Raw genomic sequence first — 20,418 nt, forward strand, 5'->3', positions numbered from 1 at the left:
CCCGCCGGCCCCGCACCCACCCGTGCGCCCCGTCGGCGGTCCGCCGTGCCCTCCCCGGATCCCACCTGACGAGAGCAGGCACCCCATGGTCCGTGAACTCGGCCACTTCACCGGCGGCAAGCACACCGCCGGCACCTCCGGCCTCTTCGGCGACGTCTACGACCCCAACACCGGCACGGTGCAGGCCCGCGTACCCCTCGCGGGCCGCGCCGACACCGAGGCGGCCGTCACCGACGCCGCCGACGCCCAGCGCGAATGGGCCGACTGGAACCCGCAGCGGCGCGCCCGCGTCCTGCTCCGCTTCCTCCAACTCGTCGACGAGGAACGCGACACGCTCGCCGCCCTGCTGTCGTCCGAGCACGGCAAGACCGTCGCCGACGCCCACGGAGACCTCCAACGCGGCCTGGAGGTCGTCGAGTTCGCCGCCGGGATCCCGCACCTGATCAAGGGCGAGTTCACCGACAACGCGGGCACCGGCATCGACGTCCACTCGCTGCGCTCCCCGCTCGGCGTCATCGCCGGAGTCACCCCCTTCAACTTCCCCGCGATGATCCCGCTCTGGCAGGCCGCCCCCGCCCTCGCCTGCGGAAACGCCTTCGTCCTCAAGCCGTCCGAGCGCGCCCCCTCGGTCCCGCTGCGGCTCGCCGAACTCTTCCTGGAGGCCGGCCTGCCGCCCGGCGTCCTCAATGTCGTCAACGGCGGCAAGGAAGCCGTCGACACCCTCCTGGAGGACCCCCGCGTCGCGGCCCTCGGCTTCGTCGGCTCCACCCCGGTCGCCGCCCACCTCTACGCCACCGCCGCCGCCCGCGGCAAGCGCGCCCAGTGCTTCGGCGGCGCCAAGAACCACATGGTCGTGATGCCGGACGCCGACCTCGACCAGGCCGTCGACGCCCTCGTCGGCGCCGGGTACGGCTCGGCGGGGGAGCGCTGCATGGCGATCTCGGTGGCCGTACCGGTCGGCGCGGAGACCGCCGACCGGCTGGTCGCCGCGCTCAAGGAGCGCGTCCAGGCCCTGCGGATCGGCCGCTCCGACGACCCGGAGGCCGACTTCGGCCCCCTCGTCAGCAGGGACGCCCAGGAGCGGGTGCGCCGCTACGTCGACATCGGCGTCGTGGAGGGCGCCGAACTCGTCGTCGACGGAAGGGACTTCACCCTTCCCGGCCACGAGAACGGCTTCTTCGCCGGAGCCTCCCTCTTCGACCGGGTCTCCCCGAAGATGCGGATCTACCGCGAGGAGATCTTCGGACCCGTGCTCTGCGTCGTACGCGCCCGGAACTACGAGGAGGCCCTGCGGCTGCCCAGCGAGCACCCGTACGGGAACGGCGTCGCGATCTTCACCCGGGACGGCGACACCGCCCGCGACTTCACCCGCCGCGTCAGCACCGGCATGGTCGGCGTCAACGTACCCGTCCCGGTCCCCGTCGCCTACCACACCTTCGGCGGCTGGAAGCGGTCCGGATTCGGCGACCTGAACCAGCACGGCCCGGACGCCATCCGCTTCTGCACCCGCACCAAGACCGTCACCTCGCGCTGGCCGTCCGGCGCCAGGGAGGGTGCCAGCTTCACGATGCCGACCATGGGATGAGCGCCATGACCACCTCCACCCCGCTCACCGAGGACCAGCGGGCCCTCGTCGAAACCACCCTGGACTTCGCCCAGGACCACCTCGCCCCGCACGCCGTCCGCTGGGACCGGGACAAGCACTTCCCCCTCGACGTGCTCCGCAAGGCCGGCGGCCTGGGACTCGGCGGCGTGTACGTCCGCGAGGACGCCGGCGGCAGCGGCCTCGGCCGCCTCGACGGGGCCCTGATCTTCGAGGCCCTGGCCTCCGGCTGCCCGTCCGTCGCGGGCTACCTCTCCATCCACAACATGGTCGCCTGGATGATCGACACCTACGGCGACGAGGAGCAGCGGGCCCGCCGGCTGCCCCGGCTGTGCTCCCTGGAGGACCTCGGCAGCTACTGCCTCACCGAACCCGGCGCCGGCTCCGACGCCGCCGCGCTCACCACCCGCGCGGACCGCGACGGCGACCACTACGTCCTCACCGGGGTGAAGCAGTTCATCTCCGGGGCGGGCGTCTCCCAGGTGTACGTCGTCATGGCACGCACCGGCGGCACGGGCCCCGGCGGCATCTCCGCGTTCCTCGTCGACCGGGACGACCCCGGGCTCTCCTTCGGCCCCGACGAGCGGAAGATGGGCTGGAACGCCCAGCCCACCCGCCAGGTCGTCCTCGACGGGGTGCGCCTGCCCGCCGGCCGGCTGCTCGGCCGGGCCGGCGACGGCTTCCGGATCGCCATGCGCGGCCTCAACGGCGGCCGGCTCGGCATCGCCGCGTGCTCACTGGGCGGCGCCCGCAGCGCCCTGAACCGGAGCCTGTCCCACCTCGCCGACCGCGAGGCCTTCGGCGGCCGGCTGCTCGACGCGCAGGCACTGCAGTTCAGGCTCGCCGACATGGCCACCGAACTCGCCGCGGCCCGCGCCCTGGTGCACCAGGCCGCCCAGGCCCTGGACCGCGCGGATCCGCAGGCCCCGCAGCTGTGCGCGATGGCCAAGCGCTTCGCCACCGACACCGGCTACTCCGTCGCCGACCGCGCACTCCAGCTCCACGGCGGATACGGCTACCTCCACGAGTACGGCATCGAGAAGATCGTCCGCGACCTCCGGGTCCACCAGATCCTGGAAGGAACCAACGAGATCATGCGCGTCATCGTGGCCCGCGGGCTGACGGAGGTGTTCCGGTGACCGCCGACGACGACCACGTACTGCTCCGCACCGAGGGCCGCTCGGGCCTGCTCACGCTCAACCGGCCACAGGCGCTCAACGCCCTCACCCCCGCCATGGTGCGCCGCGTCGACGAGGCGCTCACCGCGTGGGAGCACGATCCGGCCGTGGAGAGCGTCGTCCTCACCGGGGCGGGCCCGCGCGGTCTGTGCGCGGGCGGCGACATCCGCGCCATCTACGAGGACGCGCGTGCCGGGGGCGGCGCCTCCGCCGCCTTCTGGCGCGACGAGTACCGGCTCAACGCCCGTATCGCCCGCTACCCGAAGCCGTACGTCGCCCTGATGGACGGCATCGTGATGGGCGGCGGCGTCGGCCTCTCCGCGCACGGCAGCGTCCGCATCGTCACCGAACGCTCCCGCATCGCGATGCCGGAGACCGGCATCGGCTTCGTGCCCGACGTGGGCGGCACCTACCTGCTCGCCCTCGCACCCGGGGAACTCGGCACCCACCTGGCACTGACCGGTGCCCGGATCGGAGCGGCCGACGCCCTGCTGTGCGGGCTCGCCGACCACTTCGTGCCCGCCGCGGACCTGCCCCGGCTGCTGGACGACCTGGCCGCGCACCCGGTGCACGAAGCACTCCGCCGCCACGTGCGGCAGCCACCGCCCGGCGAACTGCCCGCCCTGCGCGAGTGGATCGACGACTGCTACGCCGCCGGCACCGCCGAGGAGATCGTCGCCCGGCTGCGCGGCCACGGAGCGCCCGCCGCCCAAACGGCGGCCGACACACTGCTGACGAAGTCGCCCACCGCCGTGAAGGTCACCCTCGCCGCGCTGCGCCTGGCCCGGCGGCCCGGCCCGCTGGAACGGGTCCTGGAACGGGAGTACCGGATCTCCTGCGCCGCGCTGGCCTCGCCCGACCTCATCGAGGGAATCCGGGCGCAGGTCGTCGACAAGGACCGCACACCCCGGTGGTCACCGGCCACCCTGGCCGAGGTGACCGACGCGGACGTGGCGCGCTGGTTCGCCCCGCCCGCCACCGGTGAACTCCACCTGACCGCAGACCCGCAGGAGGTGCCGTGGTGAACGGCAGGCGCACGATCGGCTTCGTCGGACTGGGCCACATGGGCGGACCCATGGCCGCCCGCCTCGCAGGGGCGGGCCACCGGGTCGTCGGCCACGACCTGGTGCCCGAGCTGCTCGCCACGGCCGTCGCAGCCGGAGTGGAGGCCGCCGGATCGGCGGCCGAGGTGGCCGCCGGCGCGGACGTGGTGATCACCATGCTGCCCGCGGGACGGCACGTCCTGGGCCTGTACCGGGAGGAGGGACTGCTGGCCGCGGCCCGGCCCGGCACCCTGTTCGTCGACTGCTCCACCATCGACGTGGCAGACGCGCGCGCCGCCCACGAGGCCGCGGGCGCCGCCGGGATGCGCGCCCTGGACGCGCCGGTCTCCGGCGGAGTCGTCGGCGCCGAGGCCGGCACGCTCACCTTCATGGCCGGGGGCGGCGAAGCCGAGTTCGCCGAGGCCGAACCCGTCCTGGCGGCCCTGGGCAAACGTGCGGTGCACTGCGGCGGCCCCGGCGCCGGGCAGGCCGCGAAGATCTGCAACAACATGATCCTGGGCGTCTCGATGATCGCGGTCAGCGAGGCGTTCGTCCTGGGCGAGCGCCTGGGCCTGTCCCACCAGGCCCTGTACGACGTGGCCTCAGCCGCGTCCGGCCAGTGCTGGGCCCTCACCACCAACTGCCCCGTCCCCGGCCCGGTCCCGGGCAGCCCCGCCAACCGGGACTACCGCCCCGGGTTCGCCGCCCCGCTGATGGCCAAGGACCTGGGGCTGGCCGCCGACGCCGCCAGGGCCGCCGGGGTGGCGACGGAACTCGGCTCCCGGGCAGCCGAGTTGTACGCCGCGTACGCCGAGGGCCCGGGGCAGGCAAGGGACTTCTCCGGCATCGTCACCACGCTCAGGGAACACCCCGTACCCCCAGCGGCGGGGGCCCCGCACACCGCACAGGACGGAGACGGCGCATGACCGAGCAGACCCCCGCCACGACCACCGGGCCGGACGCGACGACCGGGGCACCCGCGAAAGCCGGGACGCCGGGGACGCCCGGGGAGACCGGGCACGGACCGGGACCGTACGAGACGATCAGGGTCGAGCGCCGGGGCCGCACCGCGCTCCTCACGCTCGACCGCCCCAAGGCCCTCAACGCGCTCGACCTGCGGCTGATGAACGAGGTCGTCGACGCGACGGCGGCCCTGGACCGGGACCCCGGCATCGGCTGCATCGTCCTCACCGGATCGCCGAAGGCGTTCGCGGCCGGGGCCGACATCAAGGAGATGCGGCCCCGGGACTATCCGGACATGTACCTGAGCGACTGGTTCACCGCCTGGGACCGGCTCGGTGCGCTGCGCACCCCGACCCTCGCGGCCGTCTCCGGATACGCCCTGGGCGGCGGCTGCGAACTGGCGATGCTGTGCGACATGCTGCTGGCCGCCGACACCGCCGTGTTCGGCCAGCCCGAGATCAAACTGGGCGTCATTCCGGGCATCGGCGGCTCCCAGCGCCTGACCCGCGCGGTCGGCAAGGCGAAGGCCATGGAGATGTGCCTGACGGGGCGCACCATGGACGCGGCGGAGGCGGAACGGGCGGGTCTCGTCTCCCGGGTGGTGCCGGCCGGTGAACTCCTCGACGAGGCGCTGGCCGTCGCGGAGACCGTCGCCGGAATGTCCCTGCCCGTCGCGATGATGGCCAAGGAGGCGGTGTCCCGGGCCTTCGAGACGACCCTCGCGGAGGGGGTCCGCTTCGAGCGCCGCCTCTTCCACGCCGTCTTCGCGACCGCGGACCAGAAGGAGGGCATGGCGGCCTTCGTCGAGAAGCGACGGCCCGGCTTCACCCACTCCTGAGAGAAGCGGCGGCCCGGTTTCACCCACTCCTGAGCGGGCCCGGCGGGCCGGGGAAGGCCACCCGTCGGGCCGGTCCGCCGGTGCGTGCGGCCGGGGCTTGACCCTGACACCGTGTGAGGCCCTCAACTCGGAGACATCATGTTCACCATCGGAGACTTCGCCCGGCACGGCCGCGTATCGGTCCGGATGCTGCGCCACTACGACGCCACCGGACTGCTGCGCCCCGCCCGGGTCGACCCCGTCAGCGGCTACCGCTACTACACCGCGGCCCAGCTCTCCCGCCTCAACCGCCTCATCGCGCTCAAGGACCTCGGCTTCACCCTCGCGCAGGTCCAGGAGATCCTGGACGAGAAGGTCGGCACCGAGGAACTGCGCGCCATGCTGCGCCTGCGGCAGGCCGAGCTGGAGACCACGATGAAGGCGGCGGCGGCCCGGCTGGTCCGGGTCGAGGCGAGGCTCCGTACGATCGAGAGCGAGGGACACATGTCCACCGAAGACGTCGTCCTGAAAAGCCTGCCGAGTGTGCGGGTGGCCGAACTCACCGGTGTGGCCAAGGACGTCGAGTCCATCGGCCCGGTCATCCAGCCGCTCTACGCGGCGCTGCTGCCACGGCTGGCGGAGGCCGGCATCACCCCGACGGGCCCCGGGATCTCGTACTACGAGGACGCCCCCGGCGGCGGCATCGTCGTGCACGCCGGGGTGCAGGTCCAGGCGCCCGTACAGGCCGTCGGGGAGCTGCGGGTCGTGGAGCTGCCGCCGGTCGACGAGGCGGCGACGGTCGTGCACCGGGGCAGGCCCGAGGCCGTGCTGCCGGCCGTGCAGACCCTCGCCCGCTGGATCGACACCAACGGCTACACCTCCGCCGCCTACCCCCGCGAGATCAACCTGGAGTGCCCGGAGAACCACGGGGACTGGGTGACCGAACTGCAGGAGCCGGTCACCCGCCCCGCCTGAGGCGAACGGGCGCTACGGGTACGGGGGTTCAGCGGGCGGAGCGCCGGTTCGCGCGGCGTACCGCCCACGCCCACACGGCCAGCGCCACCACCCACAGCGGGTAGTTCATGGCGATCTTCGCGAAGGCAAGCCAGCCCGCCAGGTCGCGGTCGTACAGCCAGTACTGAACGGCGAACCGGGCGCCGAAGACCAGCGCCAGGACGGCCGTCGCCAGGTCGTAGCCGAACCGGGACGGCGGGTCGTACCGCCAGGTCATGGGGGTGCGGTTGGCCGCGCTCCACAGCACCCCGGCGAGCGGCCGGCGCAGCAGCAGGGAGAGCACGAGGGCGGCGCAGCAGCCCAGGCTCCACCAGATGTCGGTCACGAAGAAGTCCCGTGCCTCGCCCGAGCGGGCGGCGAAGTACGAGGAGATCGCGACGCCGACGATTCCGGCGAGCGCGGGCTTCACCGGCTGCCGGCGCACCGCCCGCAGCACGGTGAAGGCGATCACGGTGCCGACGGCCGCTGCGATCCCCGCCCGCAGCCCGAAGGAGGAGTTGACCAGCACGAAGGCGACGGAGGGGAAGGAGGAGAGGAAGAGCCCGACGGGTCCGCCGGTCTCCTCCCAGAGGGTGGGCCGGCGCCTGGGCGCCTCGGCGGGGGCGAGCCGGCCGCCGCGCGGGCCGGGGCCCTGTTCCGGCCGGTCGTGGCGACGGTCGTCGGGAGCGTCGGGATCGCGGCCGGTGGGCCGGTCCGCGCCGGGTCCGGGCGCGGGGGAGCGGTCCTGCGGAGGGCGGGTGCAGTAGCTCAGTGCCATGACGGTGCCTCTTCGACCTCGGATACGTGGCCACGTGCGCGAACACGTGGCTCGGCTGCGGCGTACGTGCCGGACTCCGGTGCCCGGCGGCCCGGCCGCCGGACCGGCTCAGCCGCCGGGCGGGGCGACGGCCCTGCGGTACAGCGTCTGCAACTCCGCGACGAAGGCCTCGGTGTCGACGTCGGGGTCCGCGCGGAACACCTCGTGGAACCCCTCCACCGAGCACTGCACGCTCTGGGCCACCCACACCGCGTTCAGCTGCCGGAACTCCCCGGACGCCGTGCCGCGCCGCAGGATCTCCTCGACGGGCCCGGCGAGCACCCGTGTGTCGAACGCGTCGGTGCGGCCCGGCGCCTTCCAGCCCGACGACAGACGCCACAGCGCCCGTACGCCGTCCCGGTTCCGGTCCTGGAAGCGGACGAACGCCCCGATGTACGCCAGCAGCGCGGACATCGCGTCGGGCGCGTCGGCGAGCGCCGTCTCCACCTCCCGGGCGCACTTGCCCAGCAGGTCATCGACCAGGGTCACCAGCACGTCGTCCTTGTCGGCGAAGTGGTAGGTGATCAGCCCGGGACTGGACAGCCCGGCCTCCTCGGCGATCCGGCCGAGCGAGGTCCGCGAGAGCCCGTCGCGCGCGAGCACGGTGACGGCGGCGTCGATGATCTGCCGCCGCCGGACCTCGCTCACGACCGAGGGCCGCCGTCCGGAGTTCTTGTTTGTACGCACAACCTAAAAATAGCTCGCCCGAACAAGAATGTCTCTGCCACGGACGCGCCGAGTGCGGCGAACTTGTTCGTAACGAACATGTTCGTTACGGTGGAGTCATGTCCACTTCCTCCCCTTCGCCCGAGGCTTCTCAAAGTTCCCGGGGCGCCGTGAGCCCCAAGGGCCCCAGCGGTCCCCGGAGCCGTCGCGAGCGCCCCGCCAAGTCCGCCCTCAGCCTGGACGCCATCGTCGAGGCCGCCGTCCGGATCATGCGGGCGGAGGGCCTCCAGCGGGTCACCATGCGCCGGCTGGCGAAGGAGCTCGACACCGGACCGGCGTCGCTGTACGTGTACGTGGCCAACACGGCCGAACTGCACGCGGCGATCCTGGAGGAGTTCCTGGGCGCCGTGGAGCTTGGCCCGGCGCAGGAGGCCGGCGCGGACGGGGGCGACTGGTGCGACCGACTGGTCGCGCTGCTCGTCTCGTACACGCACGTCCTGTTCGAGCACCCGAGCCTCGCGCACTCCGCGCTGGTCGCCCGCCCCGCGGGGCCGAACTACCTGGCGCTGGTCGAGGCGGTCCTCGCCCTGCTGCACGAGGGCGGGGTGCCCGACGGGCAGGCCGCCTGGGGCGTGGACGTACTCCTCCAGGTGGCGACTGCCACGGCGGCGGAACAGGCCACCCGCGACGAGACGGTCTCGGCGGACGACGAGGACCAGGCACTGATCCGGAGCCTGCACGGGGTGTCCGCCGGCACCCACCCCCGTATCGCGGCCCTCGGCGGCGACCTCTACTCCGGCACTCCCGGACAGCGCATCGCCTGGATCTTCCGCGCGGTGATCAACGGAACGCTGAACACCCCGAGGACGCCCGCCTGACCACCCCTCCTCTCCCCCTCACCCCCGTACTCGCAAGGAGCCCCCCCATGACCTCCTCCACCAGCACTCCCACCCCCCACCACCCCATCGCCGTGATCGGCGGCGGTCTGGGCGGGCTGATGCTCGCCCGGATCCTGCACGTCCACGGCATCGCGGCCACCGTCTTCGACCTCGAACCGTCCGCGACCGCCCGCACCCAGGGCGGCATGCTCGACATGCACGAGGAGACCGGTCAGGCGGCCCTGCGCGAGGCGAAGCTGCACGACGCGTTTCTGGCCAGGGTGCACCCCGGCGGCGAAGCCATGCGGGTCCTGGACAAGCAGGCGTCCGTACGGCACGAGGAGGCCGACACCGGTGACGGCGGCCGGCCCGAGATCGACCGCGGCGACCTCCGCGAACTGCTGCTCGCCTCGCTCCCCGAGGGCACCGTCCGCTGGAACGCCAAGGCGGTGGCCTGCCGGGCGCTGGGCGAGGGCAGGCACGAGGTGGCTCTCGCGGACGGCACCGTCTTCACCACGGACCTGCTGATCGGCGCCGACGGCGCGTGGTCCCGGGTACGCCCGCTGCTCTCCCCGGCCAGCCCCGTCTACACCGGCATCTCGTTCGTCGAACTCGACCTGCACGACGCCGACTCCCGGCACCCCGAGTGCGCGAAGCTGATCGGCGGCGGCATGTTCTTCGCCCTCGGCGACGGCAAGGCGTTCCTCGCCCACCGCGAGACCGACGGCAGCCTGCACGTCTACGCGGCCCTGCGCGCGGACGAGTCCTGGCTGGACACCATCGACTTCTCCGACCCCGCCACCGCGAAGACGGCCCTCCTGGGCCACTTCACCGACTGGGCGCCCGCCCTGCGCGCCCTGGTCACCGAGGCCGACGGGCCGCTGGTGCCGCGCCACATCCACGCCCTGCCCCTGGGCCACGACTGGGCGCGCACCCCGGGCGTCACGCTCCTCGGCGACGCGGCACACCTGATGTCGCCGTTCGCGGGCGAGGGCGCCAACCTCGCCCTGATCGACGCCGCCGACCTCGGCCGCTGCCTGGCGGCGCACCGGGACGACCCGGAGGCGGCCCTCGCGGCGTACGAGGAGATCCTCTTTCCGCGCGCGGCGAGCACGGCCCGGGACTCGGCCGAAAGCCTGGAGCAGATCTTCGCACCGGACGCCCCGGACCCCCTGGTCGAGATGTTCACCGCCGCACGGCCCCGCTGATCCTCCCCGTCCTCACCCGTCCAGGGGCCTTCAGGGGGCCGTCCAGAGGAGTCCGAAGTGCGCGGGTAGGGTCGGATAAGTACATGATCATGAAGGAGTGACGCAGGACCGCACGCAGTGCGTCACGCAAGTGCGATCTGGGAGCGGGCCGCCGGCATGGAGGGACAGGACGCGATGGACGGCAGGGCAGAGGAGAGCGGTACGGGCGGCCTGGACGCGCGCCCCCTGGACAAGGGGTGCGTGCCCGCCTGGCTGGAACTCCACGAGGCGGTCGAGGAGGCCGACCGGTCCGGGGAGCACACCGACGCCGGTGAGCTCGCCGAGGAACTCGACGACCCCAAGCTGGACCTCGCGCGCGACACCGTGTCGCTGTGGGACGGCCCGCGCATGGCCGCGTACGCCGTCCTGCACACCCCGCACGGCGCCGTGGACGCCGCGCGCTTCCACGGCGAGGCGACCGTGCACCCGAAGTGGCGGCGGCACGGCATCGGCACCCGGCTCGTCGCCTGGCTGGAGGAGCGCGCCCGCGCCCGGCACGCGGCGGAGCCCGAACTCGCCTCCCTGCGCGGTGAGTTGCTGATCGACGGGACGGCCGGGAACGTCGGGGTGCGCAAGCTGATGGAGCTGCGCGGCTTCACCCCGGTCCGCTGGTGGTTCGACATGAAGCGCCCGCTCACCGGGGCGGCGGGCGCCGACCTGCCGGAACCGCGCCCCGCCCCCGAGGGCACCCGGCTGGTCCCCTTCGAGGAGACGTACGACGAGGCCACCCGGCTCGCCCACAACGACGCCTTCCGGGACCACTGGAACTTCGCCCGGTTCGACACCACCGACTGGCGCACCTGGGTCACCGGCGCGGGCACGTTCCGCCCCGCGATGTCCCGGCTGCTGCTGTCCGGCGACGAGGTGGCCGCGTACCTGCTGGCCGAGGAGAACGAGGCGGAGACGGCCGCGACCGGCCGCCGGGACTGCCACGTCGGCTACCTCGGTACGCGCCGCGGCCACCGGGGCAGGGGCGCGGCCCCCGCGCTGCTCGCGGACTTCCTGCGGGCGGCGGCCGACGCCGGGTACGACTCGGCGTCCCTGACCGTGGACACCGCCAACCCGTCCGGTGCGCTGGGCTTCTACGAGCAGACCGGGTTCGCGACGGAACGCGAGTGGGTCACCTACGCCCGCCCGCTGGAGGAGACGGGCCGCGCGTAGGGTGCGCGGATGCCGTGGGTGAGGGAGCCGTCCTCGGGGCCGGTGCGTCCGGCTCCTTCGTACCCCGCCCTCACCTGCGGCGGGCGACCCACACCGCCGCCGCGACGCACGAGAGGGCCACCAGGAGTTCGCGGTTGTCGCGCAGTAGCTCCGCGCTCCTGGCGGTTCCCCGGAGCACCGGGTCGACCGCCCGGGTGGTCAGCTCGCCGGCCTGCTCCTTCACCTCCGCGGCCTTCTCCTGGGCGCGGGCCTTGACGTCCGCCCTGGCCGCCAGCGCCTGGACCGTTTCGCCGAGTTCGGCACGTGTCTGCTCGATCCGCTCGCGCAGTTCCTCGGGGCTCGCCGCGTCCCCGCCCTCGTGCGGCCTGCTCGTCCCGTCGTGCGGCGACTGGGTCATCGGTGCGCACTCTCCTTGATCTCGGCCACGTCGGCCTTCACGTTCTCGATCGTCTGCCGGGGTGCCGCCGGAGCGGCCCTGGCCACCTGCTTCTTGCCGCTCCTCGCCATCACCGCGGCGATCACGCCCAGGACCACGGTGACGGTCAGCGCCGCCGCCCACACCGGCAGCACCAACGCCAGCGCGACGATCGCGGTGGCCACCAGCGCCTGGAGCATCAGGAAGCCGACCACCCCGGCGCCGCCGAACAGGCCCCCGCCCTTGCCGTACCGCTTGCCCTTCTCCTTCATCTCCGCCTGCGCCAGCCGCAGTTCCGCGCGCACCAGCTCGGTCAGCTGCTGCGAGGCCCGCTGCACCAGCTCGCCCACCGGCTCCTGGCCGGGGTCCTGCCGCCGGGCGTCCGGGTGCGTGTCGGGCCGCGCACCGGACCCCGTGTCCGTCCTCGTGCCCGGCTGCGCTTCCGACCTCGTGCCCGGCTTCGTGCTCGACACGACGATCACCTCCCACCTGTCGTCCTCGCGCCCCGGCCCGCCCGGTGGCGGTCCGGTCGTCCGTTCGGGACGCGAGTACCCCGAACGGGCCGGTTCAGGACATCCGGACCGAAGTCGCGGAGCCGGGGACCGGACCGCGCCGGGGGAGAACCGATGTGACGTTACGTCAGGTCGTGCGGGGCCGCGTCCGGTGCGGACTGCTTGCGCGCACTCGGGGCGGTTGGTTAGGTTAGCCTTGCCTGACTGAACGGGGGGCGGGTTCCGGTCCGGAACGCGCGTGTGCGGTCCGGTGCGTCCGCGCGCTGCCCGGCCGCCGCCGGCCGGAGTCCTCTCCCGGCAACGTCACGATCCGGTGCGCGCGTCGGCGCCGTGCCGTCGTGACCGCCCACACCGCCCACACCGCCGATGCGCCGATCGCGCCGACCCTGCTGGAGCCCGCCCGATGAACCAGAACTCGCCTGCGACCGCGCTCCCGACGGGCGGCGCCGCATGAGCAGGGACGACCACAGGCACCGTCATCGGGAGCGGATCGCGGAGGTCCGCGCGGGCCTGCGGGCCGAGGACGTGGCGTACCCGATCCGCATCCGGGAGACCGAGGTGATCCGTACCGCCGCGGTCGGCTCCGGACTGCTGCGGGTGACGCTCGGCGGCCCGGGAACCCGGGGGTTCGAGTCCCATGCGCCCGACGAGCACGTGAAGTTGTTCTTCCCCGACGAGAACGGCGCACTGCGGCTGCCCGAGCCCGACGGGCTGATGCTGCGCTGGGCCGGAACGGCCGCCGCCACCCGGCAGTACACCGTGCGCGAGTACCGCCCGGACACCGGCGAGATCGACATCGACATCGCCCTGCACGAGGGCGGACTCGCCTCGGATTGGGCGGGCACGGTCGAGCCCGGCGCCGTCATGCCCGTAGCGGGACCGCCCGGCGGACTGATCGTCCCGCACACCTACGACCGCTACCTCCTCGCGGCCGACCTCACGGCGCTGCCCGCCCTCGCCCGCTGGCTGGAGGAACTGCCCCGGCACGCGCGCGGCTGGGCGTTCGCCGAGGTCGCCGACGCCGGCGAGGAGATCGAACTGGCCGCTCCCGACGGCTTTGAGGTGCACTGGCTGCACCGCGGCGGCGGCCCGGCCGGCACCGGCGACGCACTCGCGAAGGCCGTGACCGCGGTGGACGTACCCGCGGACGCGCGGTTGTACGTGTGGGCGGCGGGCGAGGCCGGACAGCTCAAGCCGATCCGCCGCTGGGTCCGCGACGAACTGCGCCTGGCCAGGGCCGACCACGACATCACCGGCTACTGGAAGTGCGGCGTCTCCAACTTCGACGACGACGACCACGCGCACTGAGCACGCGCACTGAGCACGCGCACGCGCACCGAGAACGAACACGTCCGCTGAGTACGCGCACCGAGCACACGCGCACCGGGCCTCCGGCCGGCCTCCCCGCCCGCGGCAGTGAGCCCCGCAGCAGCAAGTCCCCAGCAGTAAGCCAAGGAGCACCCCATGTCCCCACGCAGAACCCCGGTCCTGGCCGCCGTCGCGGCACTGGCCCTCGCCCTCACCGGGTGCGGGTCGTCGGACGGCGTCTCGGACGCCTCCGGCTCCTCGGGGAAGGGCAAGACCCGGGTGTTCGCCGCGGACAACGGGAAGATCACCATCCCGGCCGAGCCGAAGCGCGTGGTGGCCACCGGCTACGCCGTGCCCGCCATGATCGAGGCCGACGCGCCCCTGGTCGGCATCTCCTCGTGGAAGCGCGGCGAGCCGATGATGAGCAAGGAGGACCTGGCCACCTACCGGAAGCTCACCAAGGTGGCGGGCGAGCAGGCGGCCGAGACCAACTACGAGGCCGTCGCCGAGGCCGAACCCGACCTGATCGTCATCGGCGTGCCCGCCCCCGTGCTCGGCGACATCGACGTCAAGCGGCTGGAGTCCATAGCCCCGGTCGTCGCGATCGGCCCGACCGTGCCCTCCGCCTGGCGCGAACTCTCCCGCAAGCAGGCCGACGCCGCGGGCGCGCTCGGCGAGTTCGACGCCGCCAGGAGCACCTACGAGGCCAGGGCCGCCGAACTGAGGAAGAAGTACAAGGACGTACTGCCCCGGCTGAAGATGGGCCACCTCGGCGGGGCGTACGGCGAGGTCCCCAAGGGCTCCTTCCAGCGCGAGTTCGCCCGCTCCTGGGGCACCAACATCGCCGAGGACACCGGCGCCGCGTACTACGGCAAGGTCAAGAAGCCGGGCCCCGGCTCGAAGGCGGTCAGCGAGTACCCCTCCATCGAGGAACTCCCCGCCTCGCTCGGCGAGGCCGACGCGATCACGTACTCCGTCAAGGCCGACGGCAGCATCCCGGAGTCCGTCAAGTACGCCATGGAGTCCGCGCTGTGGAAGAACCTCCCCGCGGTCAAGGCGGGCAAGGTCTTCCCGGTCCGCTACACCGAGGCCGCGACCTACAGGTCGGCGATGCTCACCCTGGACGCGATCGACACGTCGTTCGCCCCGCTGCTGAAGCGGTGAGTGCCACCACCCGTACACCGGCGGCAGCCGGGAAGGGGCGGGCCGTACCGCGGCCCGTCCTCCTCGCCGCCGGCCTGCTGCTGCTCGCGGTGATCGGCGTGCTCAGCATCGGCATCGGCGCCCGTCCGGTCGCGCCCGCCGAAGTCGTCCGCGCACTGCTGGACTTCAGCGGCACCGACGACCAGGTGGTGGTGCGCGACGTCCGCGCACCGCGCGCGCTGCTGGCCGTCGCGGTCGGCGCGGCCCTCGCGGTGTCCGGCGCGCTGATCCAGACGCTCGCCCGCAACCCGCTCGCCGAACCCGGCGTCCTCGGGGTCACCGCGGGCGCCGGATTCGCCATCACCCTCGGCTCCGGGCTCGGCCTGGCCGCCGGACAGGGCGGCCAACTGGGCTGGGCAGTCGCGGGATCCGTCGTCGCCGCACTGCTCGTCGCCGCCGTCGGCCGCCGCTCCCCGCTGCGCCTGGTACTCACCGGGGTCGCCCTGACCGCGGTCCTCAGCGGACTCGCGCTCGGCATGCGGCTGATGCTCCCGGACGTCTTCGACGCGTACCGCTTCTGGTCGGTCGGCTCCCTCGCCGCCCGCGAACAGGCCCCGCTGGCACTGCCGTTGACCGCCATCGGGCTCGCCCTGGCCGGTGCGCTGCTGCTCAGCCGGGCACTCAACGCGCTGGCGCTCGGCGAGAACGTGGCCCGGACGCTCGGCGCGGGCGTGACCCGGGTACGGGTGCTCGCCCTGGTGCTGATCACCGTGCTCAGCGGGGCGGCGACGGCGGTGGCGGGCCCCATCCTGTTCGTCGGACTGATCGTGCCGCACCTGGTGCGCAAGCCGGCCGGCGGCTCGGTGCCGTGGCTGGTCCTCTACACCATGGTGCTCGGCCCGGTCCTCGTACTGGTCGCCGACATCGGCTCGCGCGTACTGCTGCCCACCGGAGAGGTGCCCGTCGCCATCGTGACCGCATTCCTCGGCGGCCCCATGCTGATCTGGGCCGTCCGGCGCTACGGGGCGGGGACGCTGTGAGCACGCCCGCCCCGAAGCCACCCGTACCCGATCCCCACGGGGACCTCCACGCACCGGAACCGCCCGCGCCCGGGGCTGAGTCGTCCGCTCCGAAGCCGCCCGCTCCGAAGCCGTCCGCGTCCAAGCCGTCCGCGACCCCCGTGCCGAAGCCCACGGTGCCGCGTGTTCCGCGCCGTACCCTGACGCTCGTCGTGGTGCTGGGCGTTCTGATGCTGGGCCTCGGCCTGCTCGGGCTCTGTTACGGCGCCACCTGGTCCAGCCCCGGCCGGGTGTTCGCCGTACTCACCGGAGCCGAGCGGTCCGTCGTCATCTCGGAATGGCGGCTGGCCCGGGTGCTCGCCGCCCTCGTCCTGGGCGCCGCGCTCGGCGTCGCCGGAGCCCTCTTCCAGAACCTCACCCGCAACCCCATGGGCAGCCCCGACGTCATCGGCCTCGACGCGGGCGCCTACACCGGCGCCCTGGTCGCCCTCACCGTGTTCTCCGGTACGTCGGCCCAGCTGGCGGTCGGCTCGGTGCTCGGCGGCCTGCTCGTCGCCGCCGCGATCTACTTCCTCGCGTACGACCGCGGCTTCTCCGGACTGCGCCTCGTGGTCATCGGCATCGCCCTCAACGCGATGATGACCGCGGTCAACTCCTGGATCGTGCTCCGCGCCGACCTGGAGGTGGCGATCGCCGCGGTCGGCTGGAGCGCGGGCTCGCTCAACGGCATCGGCTGGGGCGACCTCGGCATCCCGTTCGCGGTCATCGCCGTACTGCTGGCCCTGATGGCCACCCGCGCCCACGCCATGCACCAGGCGGCGCTCGGCGACGCCGTCGCGGTGACCACCGGCGTCCGGCTCGACCGGCTGCGGCTGCTGATGGTGCTGGTCGGCGTCGGCTGCACCGCCACGGTGACCGCGGTGGCCGGGCCGATCGCGTTCATCGCGCTGGCCGCCCCGCAGATCGGCCGCCGCCTCGCGGGCGCGGCCGGAGTGCCCCTGCTCCCGGCCGCGCTCACCGGGTCCGTACTGCTGCTGGGCGCCGACCTGATCGCCCAGATGCTGCTGGCCCCCGTCGCGCTGCCCGTCGGCGTGGTGAGCACCGCGATCGGCGGCTGCTACTTGATCTGGCTGCTCACCAAGGAGGTGCGGCGCACATGAGTACTCCCCGTACGGGTGGTACGCGCCTGACCGCGCGGGAACTCACCCTGCGCTACGGCGACCGGGTGGTCTCCACCCGGCTCGGCCTGGACGTTCCCGACGGCGCGTTCACCGCCATCGTCGGCCCCAACGCCTGCGGCAAGTCCACCCTGCTGCGCGCGCTGGTACGGCTGCTGCGCCCGGAGTCGGGGCAGGTGGAGTTCGACGGCCGCGAGGTCGGCGGCTACCCCGCCAAGGCCCTGGCCAAGCAGCTCGGCTTCCTGCCGCAGGACCCCCTCGCCCCGGACGACATCAAGGTCCGTCAGCTGGTCGGCCGGGGCCGCTTCCCCCACCAGTCGCTGCTGGCCCTGTGGTCGGCGGACGACGCGACGGCCGTCGACGACGCGATGGCCGCCGCAGGCGTCGCCGACCTCGCCGAGCGGCCCGTCCAGGAACTCTCCGGCGGCCAGCGCCAGCGGGTCTGGGTGGCCATGGTGCTCGCCCAGCAGACCCCGTACCTGCTGCTCGACGAGCCCACCTCCTTCCTGGACATCACGCACCAGTACCAGCTCCTCGGGCTGCTGGCCCAGTTGCGCGACGAGGGCCGCACGGTGATCGCCGTGCTGCACGACATCAACCAGGCGTGCCGGTTCGCCGACCACCTGGTGGCCATGAAGGACGGCCGGGTGGTCGCCGAGGGCGTCCCCACGGACGTCGTGGACGCCGCACTGATCAAGGAGGTGTTCGACCTGCCGAGCATCGTCGTCCCCGACCCGGTGACGCACACCCCGATGGTCGTCCCCACCCTGGAGCCCCGGTGAGCGAGAAGCCCGTACCCGCCGCACCCGGTGCACCGGCCGGGGCGCCGCCCGCCGCCCGGATCGACGCGGCGCTGCTGCGCGTCGCGTTCATCCTGGTCCTGGGCACCTTCATGGCCACCATCGACGCCACCATCGTCAGCGTCGGGATCGACACCCTGGCAGGCGAGTTCGGTGCCTCGGTGGCCCAGATCCAGTGGATATCCACCGCCTACCTGCTGGCCGTGGTGGCCGCCGTGCCCGCGTCCGGCTGGCTGGCGGGACGGTTCGGCGGCCGTCGCGTCTGGCTGGCGGCCATCGGGGTGTTCCTGCTCGGCTCGGTGCTCTGCGCCCTGGCCTGGTCGGCGAACAGCCTGATCGTCTTCCGGGTGGTCCAGGGCCTCGGCGGCGGCCTGCTGCCCGCCACCGGGCAGGCCCTGCTCGCCCGGGTGGCCGGCCCCGGCCGCACCGGGCGGGTGATCAGCGTCGTCGCCGTCGTACCGCTGCTGTCCCCGGTGCTCGGCCCGCTGGCCGGCGGTTCCCTGCTCGCCGTGGCCCCCTGGCAGTGGCTGTTCCTGGTGAACCTGCCGATCGGCGCGGTGGCCGTCCTGCTGGCCCGCCGGTACGTCCCCGTGGTCCCGCCCGCACCCGGGCGCACCGCCTTCGACCTGCGGGGCGCGGCACTGCTCTCGCCCGGCCTGGCCGTACTGGTCTACGGGCTGACCGAGGTCGCCCACGGCCGCACCCTGCCCGCCGCCCTCGGCATCACGGCAGGCGTGGCGATGCTCGTCGGCTTCACCGTGCACGGCCTGCGCACCCGGGGCACGCCCCTGGTCGACCCCCGGCTCTTCACCCGCCCGCCCTTCGGTGCGGCGGCCCTCGCGCTGGTGGTGCTCGGCGCGTCCGTGTTCGGCACGATGTTCCTGCTGCCGCTGTACTTCCAGACCGGGCGCGGACTCACCGCGTGGGAGGCCGGACTGCTGCTCGCCCCGCAAGGTCTGGGCGCGGCGGCGGGCTCGGTCCTCGTCAACCGCACCATCGACAAGGTCGCGCCGCGCAACCTGGTCGTCACCGGCATCGGGCTGATCCTCCTCGGCACCGTCCCCTTCACCCAACTGGGCTCGCAGCCGGGCGACGTGACGCTCGTCGCGGCGCTCGCGGTCCGGGGCGCGGGCATGGCCATGGTCGGCGCGCCCGTGATGAACATCGTCTACAGCCGCATCGAGCCCGCCCAGCTCCCGCGCGCGGCCGGAGCGCTCAACATGCTGAACACGGTGGGCGGTTCGGTCGGCACGGCGGCCCTGGCCGTGATCCTCCAGAACCGGCTGACCGCCCGTGGCCCGGACGTCCCGCAGGCGTTCGCGGACACCTTCTGGTGGGTCCTCGGCTTCTGCCTCCTCGCGGCGGCGGGCGCCACCCGCCTGCCGCGTACACAGCCGGGCAATTAGGAGTACGAGTACGGGGAAGGCGGCCCGTGGCCCCGGGGCCCGGGTCGCCTTCCCGGCGGCGTCGGCTCCGGTCTCCGTCGGGCCCCACGCGCCTTGCGGTTCCGTCCCGCCTCCGCCCATCATGGGGGGCCGCCATGATCGTTCGGACGACCCCGGGGAGGCTGCCGTGTCCGAGGAGCCGGCCGAGCCCGTGGAGGCCGCCGTCACCGCCGCGGCCGACGAAGCGTCCTTCACCGCCCTCACCGAGCCCCACCGGCACGAACTCCGGGTCCACTGCTACCGGATCCTCGGCAACTTCACCGAGGCCGAGGACCTCGTGCAGGAGACCCTGCTGAAGGCGTGGCGCAAGCGTGCGGACTTCCAGGGCCGCTCCACGTTCCGCGCCTGGCTCTACAAGATCGCCACCCATGCCTGCCTGGACGCGCTGGACGCCCCGGCCCGCCGCCACGAACTCGCCCCGGCAGTGCACAGCACGGGCGGCGCGGCCGGCTCGGACCTGGCGGAGGTCGGCTGGCTCCAGCCGTACCCGGACCGACTGCTGGACCTCGCGGCGCCGGAGTCCGAGGAACCGGACGCGGCCGTGATCGCCCGGGAGACGATCGAACTCGCCTTCCTCGCCGTGATCCAGCACCTGCCGCCCCGGCAGCGCGCCGCGTTCGTCCTGCGGGACGTGGTGGGCTGGCCCGCGGCCCGGACCGCCGAGGCACTGGACCTGAGCGTGGCCTCGGTCAAGAGCGCGCTCCAGCGGGCCCGCGCCACGCTGCGCGAACGGCTGCCCGAACGCCGCGCCGACTGGGCCGCCGCCACCGCCCCCAGCGAGGCCGAACGCGCGCTGCTGCGCCGGTACATGGCGGCCTCCGTCCGGGCCGACCTGTCGGCGCTCGGCGCGCTGCTGCGCGAGGACGCCCGGCAGACCATGCCGCCCGCCCACCTGGTCTTCGAGGGCCGCGCCGCGATCCTGGACATGTGGCGGCCGGTGCTCGAAGGCGCCCACGCCTGGGGCGAGTGGCGGACGGTCCCGCTGGCGGTCAACCGGCAGCCCGCCGCGGCCGGCTACCTCCGCCGCCCCGGCGAGCGCGACTTCACCGCGATCAACATCGACGTGCTGCGGGTCGAGGACGGCCTGATCGCCGAGATCACCACCTTCGGCCCGGAACTGCTCCCCGCCGCCGGGCTGAGCCGCACCCTGGCGGGAGACGACCCGGACATGTGACGCGGGTCACACCGATTGCACCGATTCCTTTCTCCGGGGCCGCCCGTCACACGGGCGA

The 20,418-nt window shown here is 73.7% G+C and carries 20 protein-coding genes; 16 read left to right on the forward strand and 4 right to left on the reverse strand.

The features are described from left to right. The first annotated feature begins 85 nt into the window (after positions 1 to 85). From ACFYVL_RS20370 to ACFYVL_RS20395, 6 genes are all read left to right on the forward strand, one after another. Positions 86 to 1,585, forward strand: coding sequence for a CoA-acylating methylmalonate-semialdehyde dehydrogenase (locus tag ACFYVL_RS20370; protein ID WP_389246662.1), 1,500 nt, complete (start codon positions 86 to 88; stop codon positions 1,583 to 1,585). After that, entirely contained in the window at positions 1,582 to 2,742 is a 1,161-nt protein-coding gene (locus tag ACFYVL_RS20375) for an acyl-CoA dehydrogenase family protein (protein WP_389246664.1), read from the forward strand. Before ACFYVL_RS20370 ends, ACFYVL_RS20375 begins: the two co-directional genes overlap by 4 nt. Then, a complete protein-coding gene (locus ACFYVL_RS20380; RefSeq protein WP_389246666.1) occupies positions 2,739 to 3,806 on the forward strand; it encodes an enoyl-CoA hydratase/isomerase family protein in 1,068 nt (355 codons plus the stop codon). Before ACFYVL_RS20375 ends, ACFYVL_RS20380 begins: the two co-directional genes overlap by 4 nt. Next, the gene (gene mmsB / locus ACFYVL_RS20385) at positions 3,803 to 4,750 is read left to right on the forward strand and encodes a 3-hydroxyisobutyrate dehydrogenase (protein ID WP_389247111.1); all 948 of its coding nucleotides are present in this window, start codon (positions 3,803 to 3,805) and stop codon (positions 4,748 to 4,750) included. Before ACFYVL_RS20380 ends, mmsB begins: the two co-directional genes overlap by 4 nt. Further along, complete coding sequence (locus ACFYVL_RS20390) at positions 4,747 to 5,625, forward strand: enoyl-CoA hydratase (protein ID WP_389246668.1); 879 nt, start codon at positions 4,747 to 4,749, stop codon at positions 5,623 to 5,625. The genes mmsB and ACFYVL_RS20390 overlap by 4 nt, the downstream gene beginning before the upstream one ends. 138 nt (positions 5,626 to 5,763) lie before the next feature. Continuing rightward, entirely contained in the window at positions 5,764 to 6,579 is an 816-nt protein-coding gene (locus ACFYVL_RS20395) for a MerR family transcriptional regulator (RefSeq protein ID WP_389246670.1), read from the forward strand. A gap of 28 nt (positions 6,580 to 6,607) precedes the next feature. Here ACFYVL_RS20395 and ACFYVL_RS20400 read toward each other — a convergent pair whose 3' ends face one another. Together ACFYVL_RS20400 and ACFYVL_RS20405 are read right to left on the reverse strand one after the other, a co-directional pair. Continuing rightward, positions 6,608 to 7,375 (reverse strand): DUF3159 domain-containing protein, encoded by a 768-nt coding sequence (locus ACFYVL_RS20400; protein WP_389246672.1) that lies wholly within the window; start codon positions 7,373 to 7,375, stop codon positions 6,608 to 6,610. 108 nt (positions 7,376 to 7,483) lie between these two features. Further along, positions 7,484 to 8,101, reverse strand: a complete 618-nt coding sequence (locus ACFYVL_RS20405; RefSeq protein WP_389246674.1) for a TetR/AcrR family transcriptional regulator — start codon at positions 8,099 to 8,101, stop codon at positions 7,484 to 7,486. Positions 8,102 to 8,199: 98 nt separating this feature from the next. Between ACFYVL_RS20405 and ACFYVL_RS20410 the strand changes: the two genes are divergently transcribed. From ACFYVL_RS20410 to ACFYVL_RS20420, 3 genes are all read left to right on the forward strand, one after another. Beyond that, positions 8,200 to 8,958: a TetR/AcrR family transcriptional regulator gene (locus ACFYVL_RS20410; RefSeq protein WP_389246676.1), complete on the forward strand. Its 759-nt coding sequence runs from the start codon at positions 8,200 to 8,202 to the stop codon at positions 8,956 to 8,958. Positions 8,959 to 9,005: 47 nt separating this feature from the next. Next, the gene (locus tag ACFYVL_RS20415) at positions 9,006 to 10,166 is read left to right on the forward strand and encodes an FAD-dependent oxidoreductase (protein ID WP_389246678.1); all 1,161 of its coding nucleotides are present in this window, start codon (positions 9,006 to 9,008) and stop codon (positions 10,164 to 10,166) included. Positions 10,167 to 10,283: 117 nt separating this feature from the next. Then, positions 10,284 to 11,366 (forward strand): GNAT family N-acetyltransferase, encoded by a 1,083-nt coding sequence (locus ACFYVL_RS20420; RefSeq protein WP_389246680.1) that lies wholly within the window; start codon positions 10,284 to 10,286, stop codon positions 11,364 to 11,366. A 70-nt stretch (positions 11,367 to 11,436) separates the two neighbouring features. Here ACFYVL_RS20420 and ACFYVL_RS20425 read toward each other — a convergent pair whose 3' ends face one another. Together ACFYVL_RS20425 and ACFYVL_RS20430 are read right to left on the reverse strand one after the other, a co-directional pair. Then, positions 11,437 to 11,763, reverse strand: coding sequence for a DUF3618 domain-containing protein (locus ACFYVL_RS20425; RefSeq protein ID WP_389246682.1), 327 nt, complete (start codon positions 11,761 to 11,763; stop codon positions 11,437 to 11,439). Then, positions 11,760 to 12,131 carry a phage holin family protein gene (locus ACFYVL_RS20430; protein WP_389247113.1) on the reverse strand — a complete coding sequence of 124 codons (372 nt, stop codon included), beginning with the start codon at positions 12,129 to 12,131 and terminating at the stop codon, positions 11,760 to 11,762. The genes ACFYVL_RS20425 and ACFYVL_RS20430 overlap by 4 nt, the downstream gene beginning before the upstream one ends. 612 nt (positions 12,132 to 12,743) lie before the next feature. Between ACFYVL_RS20430 and ACFYVL_RS20435 the strand changes: the two genes are divergently transcribed. From ACFYVL_RS20435 to ACFYVL_RS20465, 7 genes are all read left to right on the forward strand, one after another. Continuing rightward, positions 12,744 to 13,601, forward strand: a complete 858-nt coding sequence (locus tag ACFYVL_RS20435) for a siderophore-interacting protein (RefSeq protein WP_389246684.1) — start codon at positions 12,744 to 12,746, stop codon at positions 13,599 to 13,601. Positions 13,602 to 13,757: 156 nt separating this feature from the next. After that, positions 13,758 to 14,765 carry an ABC transporter substrate-binding protein gene (locus ACFYVL_RS20440; protein WP_389246686.1) on the forward strand — a complete coding sequence of 336 codons (1,008 nt, stop codon included), beginning with the start codon at positions 13,758 to 13,760 and terminating at the stop codon, positions 14,763 to 14,765. Beyond that, positions 14,762 to 15,784: a FecCD family ABC transporter permease gene (locus ACFYVL_RS20445; protein WP_389246688.1), complete on the forward strand. Its 1,023-nt coding sequence runs from the start codon at positions 14,762 to 14,764 to the stop codon at positions 15,782 to 15,784. Before ACFYVL_RS20440 ends, ACFYVL_RS20445 begins: the two co-directional genes overlap by 4 nt. A gap of 209 nt (positions 15,785 to 15,993) precedes the next feature. Beyond that, on the forward strand, positions 15,994 to 16,923 hold the full coding sequence (locus ACFYVL_RS20450) for a FecCD family ABC transporter permease (protein WP_389247115.1): 930 nt from the start codon (positions 15,994 to 15,996) through the stop codon (positions 16,921 to 16,923). Further along, a complete protein-coding gene (locus ACFYVL_RS20455) occupies positions 16,920 to 17,723 on the forward strand; it encodes an ABC transporter ATP-binding protein (protein ID WP_389246690.1) in 804 nt (267 codons plus the stop codon). Before ACFYVL_RS20450 ends, ACFYVL_RS20455 begins: the two co-directional genes overlap by 4 nt. Further along, entirely contained in the window at positions 17,720 to 19,147 is a 1,428-nt protein-coding gene (locus ACFYVL_RS20460) for an MDR family MFS transporter (protein ID WP_389246692.1), read from the forward strand. Before ACFYVL_RS20455 ends, ACFYVL_RS20460 begins: the two co-directional genes overlap by 4 nt. 166 nt (positions 19,148 to 19,313) lie before the next feature. Beyond that, positions 19,314 to 20,360 (forward strand): RNA polymerase subunit sigma-70, encoded by a 1,047-nt coding sequence (locus tag ACFYVL_RS20465; protein ID WP_389246694.1) that lies wholly within the window; start codon positions 19,314 to 19,316, stop codon positions 20,358 to 20,360. Positions 20,361 to 20,418 lie beyond the last annotated feature (58 nt).

Source organism: Streptomyces sp. NPDC004111 (assembly GCF_042874215.1).
Classification (GTDB): domain Bacteria; phylum Actinomycetota; class Actinomycetes; order Streptomycetales; family Streptomycetaceae; genus Streptomyces.